Here is a 14,634-nt window from a genome sequence, read left to right on the forward strand (position 1 = left end):
ATGACCGAATTGCGCAGCCTGTACCCATCGATCGAGCCTTTCGACCATGGCATGCTCGCCGTCGGAGACGGTCACGAGCTGTACTGGGAGGCATGCGGCAACCCGGCTGGTAAGCCAGTCGTGTTCTTGCACGGTGGCCCTGGTGGTGGAAGTACGCCCGATTCGCGACGCTTCTTCGACCCTGAGAAGTACCGCATCATCGTCTTTGACCAGCGTGGTTGCGGTCGTTCGACCCCGCACGCGAGTGCGCCAGAGGCTGACCTTGCGACCAATACGACCTGGCACCTGGTCGATGATATCGAGCGGCTGCGTGAGCACCTTGCAATCGACAGCTGGCAGGTATTTGGCGGATCATGGGGCTCAACGCTTGCGCTCGCCTATGCACAGAAGTATGCAGAGCGCGTGACCGAACTGGTGCTCCGAGGCATCTTCACGGTGCGCAAGGAAGAAGTGCAATGGCTCTACCAGGAGGGTGCGAGCTTCCTCTTCCCTGACATGTGGGAGAAGTACCTGTCACCGATCGCGGGTGATGAGCGTGACGACCTGGTCGAAGCGTACAACCGCCGACTGTTCGATGCCGATCCCGCAGTGCATGTCCCGGCGGGCGTTGAGTGGACGGTCTGGGAGAACTCCATCGTCAAGCTGCACCCCGATACCGAGATGATCGCCGAGGCACGCGAGGACGTTGAATCTGCGGTCGCATTTGCGCGGATCGAGAATCACTTCTTCAAGAACGCTGGCTGGCTCGAGGAAGGTCAGCTGATCGCAGGCATTGAACAGATTCGTCACATTCCCGGCGTCATCGTGCAGGGACGCTACGACGCATGCACGCCGATTCGTACCGCGTGGGACCTGCATCGTGCATGGCCAGAGGCAGCGTTCGAGATCGTTGCAGATGCCGGGCACGCAGGCAGCGAGCCAGGTATCACTGATGCGCTCATTCGCGCAACGGATCGCTTCGCGAGCTAGGGTAACCCCGAGACCAGCGTCGCCGAACCCTGTGCGCAGTGCGCTGAGCGCTGTGACCTGAGCTTCGAACTACCGGCGCTTGCGGCGCTTTGCCGCTGCCTTCATCGCGCGGTTGCGCTCTGCCTTCTCGCGGCTCGCCGCGAGCTGAGCTCCGCGCGATCCTGGCTTGAGCTTCGGCTGCTTCTTTACCTGCTGCTGCGGCTTCTTTTTGGGAGCAGCCTCGACAGGAGCGTCAGCGTCAGCGCCCGGGCGTGAGCTGCGGACCGTACGGCCACGAAGCACGCCGACGAGCGCCTGCACTTCTGCGTTGTCGCGATCCGCGCCCCACGTCGCCCAGATATGACCACCGTTGAGGCCCGCGCTCTCAGCAACCGGGATGACGCGGTGTTCGCGCTTCGAGGTTGCGTGACGCGCGTAGGGGAGTGGCAACAGAATCGCGCCCGCACCCGTCGCAACGATGCCGAGCGCGACAGCGGCTTTCTTTGGCATCCAGGAAGGATCTTCCCAGCGCTCTGGCGCTGGCCAGTCCGCGACATGGTCAGGGTGATCGAGCAGCTTCACAAGCGCAATGTCTTCGAGCGTGACAGAGGTGGCCTCGGCGAGCTCGTGATCCGCTGCGACGACCAGGCCGACGGCCTCTGTGTAGAGCCTGAGCGAGCGACGCTCCTCGCCGTTCGCACCGGTTGCTGCTGGCATTTCACCGGGGCGGGTGCGCTCGAGGAGCACGTCGTAGTTCGCTTCGCTCGCGATGCGGTGGCCGAACACGGCGTTCACCGGTACAAGCTCGAGCGGCTTGCCGGTGATTTCCTTCCAGCGCTTTGCCCAGCGACTTGGCGCCGCGCCGCGCACGAATCCCAGGCGGATCCCGGTTGGTTCCTCTGGGGCTGGAGCGGTCGCGGGCTCAGCAGCGATTTCAGGTTCGGTATTCACAGGGCGACCTCCGCGTAGATTTCGTGCGTGTAGGGGAGCCGAGCCGACGATAGCGCGATGCGATAGTCGTCGGACTCCGGTCGTCGAAGGGGCGTCCCCTCCGCAAGGTAGTGAGGAAGCGCGAGGTTCGCGTGCCCCTGAGGCGGGAGTCCACTCGCCGGGACCACTCGCCACCAGGGCGATGCGTGCCCAAAGAGCGCCATGACGCGACCCACTGCTCGGGGAGCTTCGACCCCAATGGCGATTCCAACGTCGCCATACGTCATCACGCGACCGGGTGGAATGCGTGCGACAATCTCGAGCACTGCGTCGACGAGCTCTTGATTTGGCATGCACTTAGCGTACTTTGTCAGAGCACGCGCTGCGTAGTTAGCGCAAGGTTAGCCGAGCGCGTCGACCCCAAGGAGTTTGCCAATGGTGAACGTCGCGACCACTGCCACAGCGCCGAAGGTGAGCTGACGGAAGGCGCCTGCGAACCAGTTGCGACCGGTCGAGAATGCAGCGAGACCGCCCGCGAGCAGCAGGCCTGCGCCACCAAAGATCAGGCCCCACCAGAGGTTCCCGAAACCGAAGAAGAACGGAATGATCGGAATGAGCGCGCCGATACTGAAGGAGAAGAAGGAAGAGACCGCCGCAACCATGGGGGACGGCTGGTCGTCGAAGCTCAAGCCGAGTTCTTGCGAGAGATGTACCTTGATCGCCGATTCGGAGTTCGCGTGCACCTGCTCGGCAGCGTCGGCAGCGGTGCCGCGTTCCATGCCGAGCCGCTCGAAGAGCGACGCGAGTTCGGCCTGCTCACCAACGGGATTGCGCAGGTGAGCGGCCTGCTCGGTCTGCAGCTCCTTGCTCAGCTGCTCATTCGAGGTGCGCACCGAGGTGTACTCGCCAAGTGCCATCGAAATTGCGCCTGCGATGAGGCCAGAGACACCGGTCAGCATGACAACCGGGGCCGGAGCTCCTGCTGCTGCAATACCTGCAATGAGGCCGACGTTGGACACGAGGCCGTCCATCGCGCCAAACACCGACGCGCGCAGCCAACCAGAAGAGACGTCTGCGTGGGTGTGATCCCATTCATGCGGGCGTGAAATGTCGATGTCACTCATAGGTATAGACTGCGTTCCTTTCGGCCGTAAAGCCCAACCGTAGCAACGATTTTGCGTGAGGGAGAAGCCCGTTTTTGACCTCGATTCTGGCGTGAAATGGAGTTCGGGTACGCGAAGTTTTGCGTCGGTGTCGCACGGAAAACACGAGGGCTGTGTCGAAGCTGTTGTCACACCCTGAGGAGCCACCTTGCTTCGCGCAGATAAGCTACACATCTGCGCGGGAATCCTGCGATGTACGCAGAGCTTGAAGGAGCACGAAATGACATATGTGAGCGGACGCCTGGTTCGAACGAGTCGTGGCAATGATCTCAAGCTGTTTCGGTCACTCGCGCTGCCCATCGAAGAGACCTGGGAATATCTCACCGACCGCGACCTCACTGACAAGTGGTTTGGTCCGTGGGAGGGTGACGCACGGCCTGGTGGCGCGGTGAGTGTGCACATGCGTTTTGAAGCGGGAGAACCCCTGATGCGGATGCGGATCGACGCCTGCGAAGCGCCGCATCGACTCGCGCTCACCTCAGACAACGAGTCGGGCAACTGGCGACTTGAGCTGCAGCTCGCCGCCGATGGCCCCGACACCACCCTCGCATTCATTCACCATTTGAACGGTGACGAGAGTATCGGCGAGATCGGTCCAGGATGGGAGTACTACCTCGACCTCTTGGTCGCTGCGACTGATGGTGCTGAGGAGCCCATGCTGGATCAGTACTTCCCCGTTCTGCAGGAGGAGTACGAAGCGCTTACCGCTGAGTAGCGCGGGCCTGAGGCCTGAAGCCTGAGATCTCAGGACTTAGGTTGCTGGCTGTGGGTCGCCACCTGTCGGTCCCGCCTCAGCCAAGTCGTTGCTCGCTGCATCATCATCTGCGCAGATGAGGTGCTGGGAGTTTTTCGGCATGCCGGATTCGAGCGTTGAGCTGTCATCGATGCTGATACTCGAGAAGAGCATGGGAATGCCTTGACCTGTCCAGAATGATCCGCGATCCATGAGCTGGGCGTGGACGTGCGGTTCTGAGCTATTTCCAGAGTTGCCACAGCTCGCGATGTGATCACCTGCGGTGACCCGATCTCCCTTGCGAACGACTAGAGATCCGCGCTTGAGATGGGCGATCGCCGCGTACACACCATCGTCGCCGCGGATGACGACATGGTTACCCACGACGAACCCCGGGCCACCGAGCTCACGGACGGTGCCCTCTGCCATGAGATACATGAACGCGATGGAGCTGCCGCGTGACTTGTGGTCGCGTCGCCAGTCGCTCGCGCGAACGACCGTGCCAGAAATCATCGCGTGTACCGGGGCGCCGAACGCCCGAAAATCCTCTGGCTCGCGCATGCCAGGCCAACTACCGAATGCGGGACGCTCCCACCCCGCAGGCTCAAAGACCAGGTCAACTGCGTCTGACTGACCGTAGGCGCGCGTGCCGTGGCTCGGCGTGCGTGACGCCGGGCTGTTCAGCGCGAGCCAGCGTCCGCGCACCGGTGATTGCACCACGCGAGTGTCATGTGCTGGCCTGAGTCGCGCACCTGCCATGAGGAGCACCAACGCGAGGATCCACCCAGCAAAACCGACCACTGCAAGCGCGATGGTGAGCTGCTGGGCAACCTGCGAAGGGAAATACCTGGCGAAGAACGCGATAAATACCAGCGCAGCGGTAGCACCAGCGAAGATCACGCTGCGAATACGGTAGAGGCTGCTGAATACAGCGGTCATCTGAGGTGCTCCTGTGGGGCGGTTGAAAGACAGTGCCTTCATTATCGCGTGCTTGTCGCGTGAGTGCCTGTGACCGAAGGTGCGGGCAACAGCGTGAACGCCGCGTAAACACGCTGCGTGTCTGGCGCACGGCCGGTTTGCTTGCGACCAGAGTGGTATTCGGTGAGGTCGTACTGAGAGCAGGAAGAACGTGGCAGCAGGTGAACGGGGGCTTTCCCGTCGCGTCGGAACTGTGTTCTGGGTGTTTCTGCGGCTTGGTCTGACATCCTTTGGCGGCCCGACGGCTCACCTTGGGTACTTTCAGCAGGAGTTCGTCAGTCGACGAGGCTGGTTGAGTGACGCTGAGTACGCGGATCTCGTCTCGCTGTGCCAGTTCTTGCCGGGCCCTACTTCGAGCCAAGTCGGGATGGCGATCGGCCAGCGCCGGGCAGGACCTCTCGGGGCTGTCGCAGCGTGGATCGCGTTTACGCTGCCATCTGCCGTGCTCATGATCGGGCTCGCGCTTGGCGCGCTACGCTTCGACAGCGCGATTGGTACTGGAATCGTGCACGGCCTCATGGTGGTTGCCGTCGCCGTGGTCGCGAGTGCGGTGTGGAGCATGGCGCGTACCCTGACGCCAGATCTCACCCGGCTCTGCATCGCTGCCGCTGGCGCGTGTGTACTGCTCGTCGGGCCACGCGCCGGATGGCTGCAAATGCTGGTGCTGCTTGCTGGGGCGGCAGCTGGTTGGCGTTGGTGCGCTGCGGGAGAACTTAGACAAGGGTCTGCAGCATTGGTACACACAAGCATGCGTGGATCGCGCGTTGCGCTCACGCTCGCCGCAGCAATCTGGGCGTGTGTCGCGGTCGCGTGTGCAGCAGGAGCGACGGGTGGCATCCAGCTCTGGGACGTGCTCTACCGTGCAGGGGCGCTGACGTTTGGCGGTGGGCACGTGATGCTGCCCATGCTTGAAGCCGGTGTCGTGACGCCAGGGTGGATCAGCGAAACGGAATTTCTCGCGGGGTATGGCGCAGCTCAGGCACTGCCAGGCCCGCTGTTTGCGTTTGCAGGCTATGTCGGTGCGGCCGTCACTGTTGGGCCAGGCGGTTTCGTTGGCGGTGTGCTTGCGCTAGTCACGATTTTCCTGCCCGGTGTACTGCTGTTGTACGGAGTCGCCCCGTTGTGGTCACGAGCACGCCAGCACGCTGCTGTGCGAAAGGCGTTGTCTGGTGTGAACGCTGCGGTCGTTGGAGTGCTGGCTGCCGCCCTCATCGACCCGGTCGCGACCTCGGCGCTCACTGATCTGTGGAGCGTTGGGCTCGCGGCCTTCTGCGCGCTGCTCCTCATGCGATTTCGCTGGCCGGCCTGGCTCGTGGCTATGGTCGGAGCGCTTGGTGGGGTGTGTATTGCTGTTGTTCAATGAACCCTGACAACTCTGCGGCGACGTCGGGCGGAGCAAAGAGGCGTTGACACCCACGCGGTACTTTGGGCGGAATCGAGACGGTACTCGAGTACGAATACCCCGGTACCCGTGGTCGATCCGCGACAACGCACGACTCCGTACCTTCGAAGTATGGAAACAAAACCGAGTGAAATGGGCCTTGTCGCCCGAGTGGCGAACGTCGGCAAGTACTACGGCGAGGGCGGGCATCGCGTAGCTGCGCTCGACGATGTCTCGATTGGCATTCGTCGTGGTTGCTTCACCGCAATCATGGGCCCCTCGGGTTCGGGTAAGTCCACACTCATGCACCTGATGGCTGGACTCGATACGCCGACCACGGGACGTGTATGGCTCGGTGATGACGAGATCACTGGTCTCGGCGACGCTGCGCTGACGCAGCTGCGACGACGCCGGATCGGGTTCGTGTTCCAGTCGTTCAACCTCGTGCCAACGCTCGACGTCATGGGGAACCTCCGACTTCCCTTTGAACTTGACGGACGCAAGCCTGATGCTGCCGAGCAGGAACGTATCAATGCCCTCGTCAACTATCTCGGGCTCGATGGCCGCACAACGCATCGCCCACACGAGCTGTCAGGCGGGCAGCAGCAGCGAGTGGCAATCGCGCGTGCGCTTGCAACACGTCCCGATGTGATTTTCGCCGATGAGCCGACCGGTGCACTTGATTCGCGCACGAGCCGTGAGGTGCTCCGTTTGTTGCGATCCGCTGTCACCGAAAGTGGACAGAGCATCGCGATGGTGACGCACGACCCGATTGCAGCGAGCCACGCTGATCGTATTCTCTTCCTCGCAGACGGGCGTATCGTTCGCGATAGCGGCGCGATGACGGCCGAGCAAATTTCAGCCACGATGCTGAGTCTAGAAACAGCAGCAGCATGAACCGGGGAATGAAAGAACATGCGGCAACCATCATTGTCGCTGCGCTCAGCACAGTCTTTGCATCGGTGCTCATCTTGCTTACGGGAATCATGACGGCCACACTCGACCCGGCGCTCATTGCTGAATCGGGGACATTCCGTGCGGTGCTCCTCATGGTGTCGTTCATCTTCATCATCATCGCGCTCTACGTTGGTTCGATCGTGACCTCGAATACGTTCGCGACGGTCATCGCCGGCCGCACGCGCGAGATTGCGTTGCTCCGGCTTCTCGGCTCGACGTCAGCGCGTGTGCGCAACCGTGTCGCGTTCGAGGGTCTCGTGATGGGAACTATCGGCTCGGTGATCGGTCTTGCTATCGCTGAGGGCCTTGCCCTCGTATCGATTGGGCTTGGTCGTTCGATGGGCTGGCTGCCTGCTGACCGCGTGTATCCGATCTTCGATCCGCTTGTGCTTGTGGCGATGGCAATTGTGATTGTCACGACCTGGCTTGCTGCCTGGACGGGGTCACGTCGCGTTGCTGGTGTCTCACCGATTGCTGCAACCGGTGCTGCAGTTGAGATGCGCCCTGAGGCGTCTCGCGGGCGTACCTCGCGCACCGTGCTGGCGATCGTCTTCATCGTCGTGGGAGCCGCACTGCTCGCGCTCGGAATCATTTTGAGCTTCATGACTCCGCTCGCACTGCTGGTTTCGTTCTTTGGCGGCTTGTTCTCGTTTACTGGCATCGCGATTGGTGCACACCTCATTATGCCGCCGATGCTCCGGCTCGCAGGCATGCTCTCAGGTCGAGGAATTACCGGGCGGATCGCGGCAGCGAACACCGTGCGATTCCCCGAGCGCAGCGCCCGCTCGACCATTGGTCTCGTGATTGGCGTGACCCTCATCGTGATGTTCGCAGTTGCGCTCGAGAGCTACCGCGTCGTGTCGCAGCAGTTGTTTGAAGCGGATCCAGAGATGGGAGCTGCACTCGAACAGACGCTCACCATCACCTCGATCGTGCTGACCGTGCTTGTCGGATTCTCTGCGGTGATTGCCGCGGTAGGTCTCGTGAACACGCTGTCGCTCAGCGTGCTGCAGCGTAGCCGTGAGCTTGGCCTGTTGCGTGCGCTCGGTTTCACCGGCTCGCAGGTGCGCAGCATGGTGATGGCTGAAAGCGCACAGATGACCGTCGCGGCACTGTGCAGCGGGGTACTCCTCGGTATCTTCTACGGCTGGGCTGCGACGCAGTCCTTGCTCGGATCGCAGGCAGGGCTCGTCACACCTTCGGTGCCGTGGCTCATGATTGCAGGCGTCGCTGTCTTCGGTATTCTCCTTGCCTTCGTTGCCGCGGCTGCTCCGTCACGACGAGCGACCAAGGTCTCCCCAGTGCTCGCGCTCGCCGTCGACTAAACACCTGAAAGACCGGAGTCAAGACATCTGGACTTCGGAAACCACAGCAGCGTCTCTGCCCGCCAGCCTTTGAACGTCTGAGTTCAAAGCACGGTGTGCAGAGACGCTGCTGTGAGTTTTACCTTGGTCGGTGTGCTGCTTCTAGACTGCACAGTATGGAACCGGTGACGAGAATTGCGACCGTAGCGGACCTTGGGCTGCTTGCACGCATCGAAGATGCAGCTGATCAGCTGTTTATTGATCGGTTTCAGCCGGACAGTTGGGGATCCGCGCCAAGCGGATACTTGCGCGCTGCAGAACCTGGGTTCGTACTCGTGCGAGAAACAGCTGGTGGGCAAATCGCTGGATTTGTGCACGTACTGGAAACTGATGGCGCGTGCCACCTTGAACAGCTTGCTGTTGACCCTGCCTTTGCCCGTCAAGGCCACGGTCGAGCCTTGGTCAAGGCAGCGCGTGAACATGCCGCCGACCGCGGGCACACGAGAATGACGCTCCGTACCTATATTGACGTGCCCTGGAATGGGCCGTTCTATGCTGCGATCGGATTCACGTCAGAAGAACCGCGCACGCCGTTTGAGCAGGATCTGGTGCGGATCGAAGCCGAGCTGGGACTCGAGCAGTATGGTCCGCGGGAACAGATGGCGATCTCGCTGACGTAACCCGTGAAAGGCTGAACCGGTGTACGTAGAGACTCAACTGCCAATGGGCTTCACGCTGTGGCGGTCGCAGGGCGGCGCTGACGCGATGATCCCCGCTGACGGGTGTGCTGACCTCATCGCGCGCGAAGGACAACTGATCGTTGTTGGGCCGTCGACTCGGTGGATCGCTGCGACAGGCGACGCTGAAGGAGAATCGGTCGGGTTGAGAATTCCGCAGGGCTTTGCGAGCTCCGTGCTCGGGACCAACCTTGTAGAGCTGGCAGACAACGCCGTTGCTCTTGAAGATGCGGTCTCGCACAGCGCCGCGATTGAACTCCGCGCAGCGATGCTGGCTGTGAGCGCTCGGCAGGGGCAGGCCGATGCGCTCGCTGCACGTGTATGCGGCCGCATGGCAGTGCCTCCCTACCGCGTGAATTTTATTCGTGAGGCAGCCGTGAGAGCACTCCCGGCCAACGCCGTTGCAGCTGAGCTTGGGGAGTCTGAGCGCACGTTGCGGCGACGAATGCTTTCGGAATTCGGGTATGGCTATGCGACCCTCGTCCGCATTCAACGGGCTGCGAACGCCCGGCGACTACTTGCTCGAGGCACAACAGCCTCAGACACTGCTGCCGCGGCAGGCTTTGCCGACCAGGCGCACATGACTCGAGAGTTTCGTCGGCTGGTCGGCGTGACACCCGCTCAGTTCGCAGGGAGCGCTGCGTAAAGATCGACAGAGTTTCCGTCTGGGTCGAGCAGGGTCGCGTAGCGCTGGCCCCAGTGCGCGTCCCACGACTCAACATGTGAGGTGTGACCCGCCTGCACCAATGCAGCGAATGCGGCATCAACGGCTTCTGGTGAACCCTTGTCGAATGCAAGCGCGATGCGATGCCCGCCAGTGCCAGGCACGTACGTGGGATCAAAGCTGCGAATGGTTTCGACGGTGTCCCAGGCAAGGAGAACGCCATCATCGAGCTTCGCTTCAACGTGTGGTGAGGAGTCCTGGCCCTCCTCAATCGGGACGCCGAGCGCGCGATAGAACGCGAGAGAAGCACGCATGTCACGGGTGACAATACCGATAAAACCAAGTGTGAGTGTCATGCGTCTAAGGTACGAGACAGTGGGCAGGGGGATCTTGAATAAAACGGCCAAGTTCTCCTGAGCCCGGTCTTGCTTCACTCAATTCGGCCGAATCAAGCGTCGCTCAACCAGGCGTTGCCAGCCCGTGCACGATGCGTGCTGAGATTCTGAAATCTCGTGTTCAGCGCAAGTGCGCGTGCCTAGTGCGGATCACCAATGCAGAATTCGTTGCCAGCTGGGTCGGTAAAGGTGTCCCACTGGAAGTCTGCATCGCCACGGGTTTCAATGTGGGTGGCTCCCGCGGCTACCCACTCACCAATCATCTGTTGACGGTCAGTTGCGGCGTCCCACGACAGGTCAAAGTGCATGCGGTTCTTTCCCGGAGTCGGGTCAGCCACTTTCTGGAACCCGAGGGTGACACTTGAGCCTGGAACCTCAACCATGCAGAACCAGCCGTCGAAGTCCTGGGCTACTTTGCCGCCCAGTCGTTCTGCCCACCAGTCGGCGAGAGTGCGCGCGTCGGTCGTGTCGATGGTGACCATGTCGAGTGTGATCATGAGGTGCTCCTTTGCGAGTGCGTTCTCAGACCATCGTGACACTCAAACTGGTCGAGCGCGAGCGCCAATTACGCTGCCGGAGGGTCGGTGAGCGCACCTGCTCGCTCGTCGGTATCCCAGCGCTCGGTCGCCGCGAGGTTTGCTGCGGCACTGCGCCCTGCTGCCTCGGGATCACGCCCCTTGATTGCTTCAAGAACTTCTTCGTGCCCGCGCGGATCATCGCGACAGAAGCCGGTACGGTCGATCGCTGACTGCACCGATTCTTGGAGCCTCGGCAGGAGCGCCGTGTAAACCTCGAAGAGGATGGGGTTGTTTGCCGCTCGGGCGATTGCCTCATGCACAGCAGCGTCGGCCGCGGCCCAGTAATCAATCTGCACGGTAGCCCGGTGACTGAGTGCATCCGCGATACGGTCGATGTCCTCTGCGGTTGCGCGCTCCGCGGCTAAGCGTGCGAGTTGTGGCTCGATCGCGGCTCGTGCTTCAAGGACGTCTGCGATCGTGGCACCGGATCGTGCAAGTGCGCCAGGCACCTCACTTCGGGCAGCAACAAATGTGCCGTCACCGCGACGGATATCAAGCATGCCGCTGTATTGCAGCGCGCGCAGTGCTTCGCGCAGGGTGCCGCGAGCCACGCCAAGACTTGCCATGAGCTCGGGTTCTGGCGGGATCCGCTCTCCCAAAGCCCATCGTCCTTCGACGATTTCGGTGCGCAAACGTTCGAGCACCTGATCGCTGAGCGAAGTTTGGCGTATCGGATCGAGGGTCATGTGTGTAATGATAGTACGGCTCAAAAGTTAGACGTTAGACGTTTGGATGAATATGTCCCGTACTCCCACCCGCGGAGCTTTGCGCTCCCGCCCGGCGTTCATGATCGTCGCGTTGATTCTCGTAGCGGTGAATCTTCGCCTCGCTATCACGAGTGCCTCAGCACTCATTGCTGCGCTGACCGATAGCGGAGCGCTCACCCCGACCACGATGGTGCTTGTTCCAGCGATTCCGACCGCGGTATTTGCCGTCGCAGGTGTGAGTACCGCCAAGCTTTCAGCGCGTTTGGGTGTCGAGCGTACCGTGGCCCTTGGCCTCGTGGTGCTGTCTGTCGGGCTGCTCATCCGCGCAGTCCCGCAGCCGTGGATCGTCGTCATTGGCACTGTGATCGCAACCGCTGGCCTCGCCGTCGTCAACATCCTGTTGCCGGCAGTCGTGCGCGCGCACTTCGGTGCTCACATTGGTGCAGTGACCACCACTTACTCGACCGCGATGTCGATTGGTGCAGCCCTCGCAGCTGCAGTTGCCGTGCCGGTCGCAACGCTCGTTGGTAGCCCTTCGATCGGACTCGCCGCGTGGGCGCTGCCCGCAATTCTCGCCGTGGTGGTGTGGCTGGTTGTCATGCCACTCACGCGCCCTGACGCACAGGACTCGGACGCCGAAGTGACGGAAGAAGCTGCGACAGGAGCCGCTTCAGCCCAGACGACAGCTGAGGGGCACGACGCAGGGAAAGCCGCGAAGCGCGATCCGCTGCCACGCGGCACCTGGCTGCTCGCGGGGTTCTTCGCGATCCAGTCGCTCCTCAGCTACATTCTCATGGGCTGGATTCCAAGCATCACGATCGACGCGGGACTTGCCCCTGAGCGTGCGGGGCTGCTGCTCGGCATCATGATGGCGATCGGTGCACCCGCGACGATTCTGGTGATGCCGCTCACTCGCAGCCGTGAACGTATGCGCGTGGGGTTCATCATCATTGCGAGCTCAACGATCGTCGGCGTGTGCGGGCTCGCATTCGCACCACTCGCCATGCCAGAGGTGTGGGCCGCGTTCTTGGGGCTCGGCATGTGCGCCTTCCCGTTCGCGCTCGTGCTCATCGCTGGAATTGGACGAGACGCGGTTGAATCTGCCCGCGCATCGACCGTGATCCAGTCGGTGGGTTACACGCTTGCGACGCTGGGCCCGCTCGCTGCTGGAGCACTGCGCCAGATCACGGGATCTTGGACGCCGGTCCTGTGCCTGCTCGCCGTTGGCGCGCTCGTGCTTGGAACCATTGGTGTGTTGCTTACGAAAGTGATTGCGCTTCCCGGGGCAACGCGCACGTCCGCATAGACGTCTCCGGGCTCGTGTAGTACGCGCTTCGCGGTTAGCCCGGCATGGGATTGCACGTGAAGTGCGTACTGACGGCAACCTACGCAGCGAGTGCCGCGGTGAGGACCTCGCGTGAGTGGGTCCAGAGCAGCGCGCCACCCGCATCATCAAAGACCGTGCGGGTTGCGCCGGGAATGCGCCCGGTGAGCGTCACACCGAGGTCGGGCGAGTGCGTGCGATCAAGCGGACCAAAGAATACCTGCACGGGGCAGCGGATCTCGGCAAGTTCGAGTCCCCACTCCCGCATTGCGAGCAGCGTGTCACGCACGTAGCCCGCGCCACCATTCGCGAACCCTTCGTCGAGCGAGCGCCGGTACAACGTGTGGAATGGTTCTGCCGTATAGAAATCGCGGTCTTGTGGGTGCGATCCGCCAAGCACCATCTCGAGCATTGCCGAGGCTGAAAAGCTGCGCAAGACCTCGGCAGCCGTATCAGGGGCAGACTGGGCGAGGTCTGCGAGGGCCGTCGCCTCTGGGGGCAGCATGGCGTGGATCTCGGGATGGGCGAGTTCGTCAGCAGGCGACGCAAGCACCAGCCGAGTGACTGCACCGGTCAGCGCGAGCGCAAGTGCGAACACGCTTCCCTGTGAGTTGGCGATCACCGGCAGCGCGGTATCGGGTGTGCCAATGACCGAATCTACGAACGTGCGATAGTCGGCGGCGGTCGAAGCAAGGGTGCGTTCGGGGTCGTTGGCGGAGTCGCCGATCCCTGGGCGATCCATCGTCAGCAGGCGTACGTCAAGCTCAGCAAGCACGGTGGGATCAATATGCATTGAGCGTCCGGTTGCCGCGCCCGCGATGAAGAGCACTGGCTGGCCAGTCAGGGGGCCGAAGCTCGATCCAGAGATCACTCGACCGTCAGGTGTGGTCGTCTGGTGAGTCTGTGTAGGGGTCATGGTTTCTATCCTAAAGAGGGTGTTGAAGAGGACGAGCGCTCACGCGATCTGCATGAGAATCGCGATGAGTACAGCGATGAGGAGTGCGATGTATCCCCACGCGTGCACGCGGTCGGGAATGCGTGGTGGACGCCTGCGCCAGAGCACCACGACGGGAACCGAGCCAATCAAGAGCAGAGCGGCTGCGCCGAGATCCACTGTTCCGATGAGCCAGATGCCTGCGGTCTCTGGGCTCGGGCCCGAACCTGAGGCGAGAAGAAATACTGCACCTGCTGGTACCGCAACGCACAGTGTCAGCGGGTTTGCGAGTGCTGCGGCGATGCGCATCGGCAGACCTGACCGCCGCAGGAGTGGGACGGTCATCACACTGCCACCCACCCCGAGAAACGCAGCGAGTGCACCGATGGGAAGTCCGAGGGCTGGGCGGATCACAAACTCGGTTTCGGGCTTTGGTGTGAGCGTGCGTGTGTTGGCTGGGCGCAAGAAGCCTGGTCGAATCACTGCGTCGAGAATGGTGACACCGAGGTAGACCGCGAAGCCGATGGTGATTGCTTGCTCGGGGGCGTGTGTTGCCGCGATTGCGCCGACCGCCCCGCCAACGGCAAGCAGGATGAGAAGTGGGGTCGTGCCGTGAAGTCGGCACAGAATCTCACGCGGTGTCGCAATTGTCGCGATGCACGCGTTGACCACCATGACCACGGCTGAGGTGGCGACGGCAATGGTTGCGGCGGTCGGCCCTGCCGCGGCGCTCACCCAGAGAATGACGGGGACAGTCACAAAGCCGCCACCGAACCCAAACAGGACGGTCGTTGCGCCGGTAAATATGCCAATACAGATCAGTAATACGATGCTCACTGTCCCTAGTCCAGCAGGGAACAGGTTGGCTGACAATCGAATGTCAGTGTGATTATTACGAGTT

At 61.9% G+C, this 14,634-nt stretch carries 17 protein-coding genes; 8 read left to right on the top strand and 9 right to left on the bottom strand.

What is annotated here, in order from left to right; genetic code table 11:
- Positions 1 to 969 carry a prolyl aminopeptidase gene (gene pip / locus FW756_RS07715; RefSeq protein ID WP_446429569.1) on the top strand — a complete coding sequence of 323 codons (969 nt, stop codon included), beginning with the start codon at positions 1 to 3 and terminating at the stop codon, positions 967 to 969.
- 69 nt (positions 970 to 1,038) lie between these two features.
- Here pip and FW756_RS07720 read toward each other — a convergent pair whose 3' ends face one another.
- From FW756_RS07720 to FW756_RS07730, 3 genes are read right to left on the bottom strand one after another with little or no spacing between them, the layout of a single operon-like run.
- Positions 1,039 to 1,899 carry a LysR substrate-binding domain-containing protein gene (locus FW756_RS07720; RefSeq protein WP_446429570.1) on the bottom strand — a complete coding sequence of 287 codons (861 nt, stop codon included), beginning with the start codon at positions 1,897 to 1,899 and terminating at the stop codon, positions 1,039 to 1,041.
- Positions 1,896 to 2,231 (bottom strand): MGMT family protein, encoded by a 336-nt coding sequence (locus tag FW756_RS07725; RefSeq protein WP_446429571.1) that lies wholly within the window; start codon positions 2,229 to 2,231, stop codon positions 1,896 to 1,898. The genes FW756_RS07720 and FW756_RS07725 overlap by 4 nt, the downstream gene beginning before the upstream one ends.
- A gap of 48 nt (positions 2,232 to 2,279) precedes the next feature.
- Positions 2,280 to 3,002 carry a VIT1/CCC1 transporter family protein gene (locus FW756_RS07730; RefSeq protein ID WP_446429572.1) on the bottom strand — a complete coding sequence of 241 codons (723 nt, stop codon included), beginning with the start codon at positions 3,000 to 3,002 and terminating at the stop codon, positions 2,280 to 2,282.
- Between the two features lie 259 nt (positions 3,003 to 3,261).
- Between FW756_RS07730 and FW756_RS07735 the strand changes: the two genes are divergently transcribed.
- Positions 3,262 to 3,756, top strand: a complete 495-nt coding sequence (locus tag FW756_RS07735) for an SRPBCC family protein (protein WP_446429573.1) — start codon at positions 3,262 to 3,264, stop codon at positions 3,754 to 3,756.
- A gap of 36 nt (positions 3,757 to 3,792) precedes the next feature.
- On the opposite strand, the gene FW756_RS07740 is transcribed toward FW756_RS07735, so the two are convergent.
- Positions 3,793 to 4,713, bottom strand: coding sequence for a M23 family metallopeptidase (locus FW756_RS07740; RefSeq protein ID WP_446429574.1), 921 nt, complete (start codon positions 4,711 to 4,713; stop codon positions 3,793 to 3,795).
- Positions 4,714 to 4,903: 190 nt separating this feature from the next.
- On the opposite strand from FW756_RS07740, the gene chrA reads away from it, so the two are divergent.
- The 5 genes from chrA (at position 4,904) to FW756_RS07765 (ending at position 9,777) form a co-directional block, all read left to right on the top strand.
- The gene (gene chrA / locus FW756_RS07745) at positions 4,904 to 6,115 is read left to right on the top strand and encodes a chromate efflux transporter (RefSeq protein WP_446429575.1); all 1,212 of its coding nucleotides are present in this window, start codon (positions 4,904 to 4,906) and stop codon (positions 6,113 to 6,115) included.
- Between the two features lie 150 nt (positions 6,116 to 6,265).
- Positions 6,266 to 7,030 carry an ABC transporter ATP-binding protein gene (locus FW756_RS07750; RefSeq protein WP_446429576.1) on the top strand — a complete coding sequence of 255 codons (765 nt, stop codon included), beginning with the start codon at positions 6,266 to 6,268 and terminating at the stop codon, positions 7,028 to 7,030.
- Positions 7,031 to 7,038: 8 nt separating this feature from the next.
- On the top strand, positions 7,039 to 8,415 hold the full coding sequence (locus FW756_RS07755; protein WP_446429577.1) for an ABC transporter permease: 1,377 nt from the start codon (positions 7,039 to 7,041) through the stop codon (positions 8,413 to 8,415).
- 155 nt (positions 8,416 to 8,570) lie between these two features.
- The gene (locus FW756_RS07760; protein ID WP_446429578.1) at positions 8,571 to 9,074 is read left to right on the top strand and encodes a GNAT family N-acetyltransferase; all 504 of its coding nucleotides are present in this window, start codon (positions 8,571 to 8,573) and stop codon (positions 9,072 to 9,074) included.
- A gap of 19 nt (positions 9,075 to 9,093) precedes the next feature.
- Complete coding sequence (locus FW756_RS07765; RefSeq protein WP_446429579.1) at positions 9,094 to 9,777, top strand: helix-turn-helix domain-containing protein; 684 nt, start codon at positions 9,094 to 9,096, stop codon at positions 9,775 to 9,777.
- Here FW756_RS07765 and FW756_RS07770 read toward each other — a convergent pair.
- The 3 genes from FW756_RS07770 to FW756_RS07780 all read right to left on the bottom strand — a co-directional run bounded on the left by FW756_RS07770 (position 9,753) and on the right by FW756_RS07780 (position 11,454).
- Positions 9,753 to 10,151 (bottom strand): VOC family protein, encoded by a 399-nt coding sequence (locus tag FW756_RS07770; protein WP_446429580.1) that lies wholly within the window; start codon positions 10,149 to 10,151, stop codon positions 9,753 to 9,755. The two genes, FW756_RS07765 and FW756_RS07770, sit on opposite strands and share 25 nt — an antisense overlap.
- 179 nt (positions 10,152 to 10,330) lie before the next feature.
- Positions 10,331 to 10,687 (bottom strand): VOC family protein, encoded by a 357-nt coding sequence (locus FW756_RS07775; RefSeq protein ID WP_446429581.1) that lies wholly within the window; start codon positions 10,685 to 10,687, stop codon positions 10,331 to 10,333.
- A gap of 68 nt (positions 10,688 to 10,755) precedes the next feature.
- Positions 10,756 to 11,454: a FadR/GntR family transcriptional regulator gene (locus FW756_RS07780; RefSeq protein ID WP_446429582.1), complete on the bottom strand. Its 699-nt coding sequence runs from the start codon at positions 11,452 to 11,454 to the stop codon at positions 10,756 to 10,758.
- Between the two features lie 52 nt (positions 11,455 to 11,506).
- Here FW756_RS07780 and FW756_RS07785 point away from each other — a divergent pair, with 52 nt between their 5' ends.
- On the top strand, positions 11,507 to 12,781 hold the full coding sequence (locus FW756_RS07785) for an MFS transporter (RefSeq protein WP_446429583.1): 1,275 nt from the start codon (positions 11,507 to 11,509) through the stop codon (positions 12,779 to 12,781).
- 79 nt (positions 12,782 to 12,860) lie between these two features.
- On the opposite strand, the gene FW756_RS07790 is transcribed toward FW756_RS07785, so the two are convergent.
- On the bottom strand, positions 12,861 to 13,715 hold the full coding sequence (locus FW756_RS07790) for an alpha/beta fold hydrolase (RefSeq protein ID WP_446429584.1): 855 nt from the start codon (positions 13,713 to 13,715) through the stop codon (positions 12,861 to 12,863).
- A gap of 39 nt (positions 13,716 to 13,754) precedes the next feature.
- A complete protein-coding gene (locus FW756_RS07795) occupies positions 13,755 to 14,570 on the bottom strand; it encodes a sulfite exporter TauE/SafE family protein (RefSeq protein ID WP_446429585.1) in 816 nt (271 codons plus the stop codon).
- Positions 14,571 to 14,634 lie beyond the last annotated feature (64 nt).

The sequence above is a fragment of the Leucobacter sp. 1207-22 genome (assembly GCF_052850455.1).

Coding starts and splice junctions, on each gene's coding strand:
- FW756_RS07790 (WP_446429584.1), bottom strand. CDS start 13,715: ATGACCCCTACACAGACTCACCAGACGACCACACCTGACGGTCGAGTG.
- FW756_RS07725 (WP_446429571.1), bottom strand. CDS start 2,231: ATGCCAAATCAAGAGCTCGTCGACGCAGTGCTCGAGATTGTCGCACGC.
- FW756_RS07770 (WP_446429580.1), bottom strand. CDS start 10,151: ATGACACTCACACTTGGTTTTATCGGTATTGTCACCCGTGACATGCGT.
- FW756_RS07775 (WP_446429581.1), bottom strand. CDS start 10,687: ATGATCACACTCGACATGGTCACCATCGACACGACCGACGCGCGCACT.
- FW756_RS07750 (WP_446429576.1), top strand. CDS start 6,266: ATGGAAACAAAACCGAGTGAAATGGGCCTTGTCGCCCGAGTGGCGAAC.
- FW756_RS07735 (WP_446429573.1), top strand. CDS start 3,262: ATGACATATGTGAGCGGACGCCTGGTTCGAACGAGTCGTGGCAATGAT.
- FW756_RS07785 (WP_446429583.1), top strand. CDS start 11,507: ATGTCCCGTACTCCCACCCGCGGAGCTTTGCGCTCCCGCCCGGCGTTC.
- FW756_RS07780 (WP_446429582.1), bottom strand. CDS start 11,454: ATGACCCTCGATCCGATACGCCAAACTTCGCTCAGCGATCAGGTGCTC.
- FW756_RS07730 (WP_446429572.1), bottom strand. CDS start 3,002: ATGAGTGACATCGACATTTCACGCCCGCATGAATGGGATCACACCCAC.
- pip (WP_446429569.1), top strand. CDS start 1: ATGACCGAATTGCGCAGCCTGTACCCATCGATCGAGCCTTTCGACCAT.
- FW756_RS07755 (WP_446429577.1), top strand. CDS start 7,039: ATGAAAGAACATGCGGCAACCATCATTGTCGCTGCGCTCAGCACAGTC.
- FW756_RS07740 (WP_446429574.1), bottom strand. CDS start 4,713: ATGACCGCTGTATTCAGCAGCCTCTACCGTATTCGCAGCGTGATCTTC.
- FW756_RS07760 (WP_446429578.1), top strand. CDS start 8,571: ATGGAACCGGTGACGAGAATTGCGACCGTAGCGGACCTTGGGCTGCTT.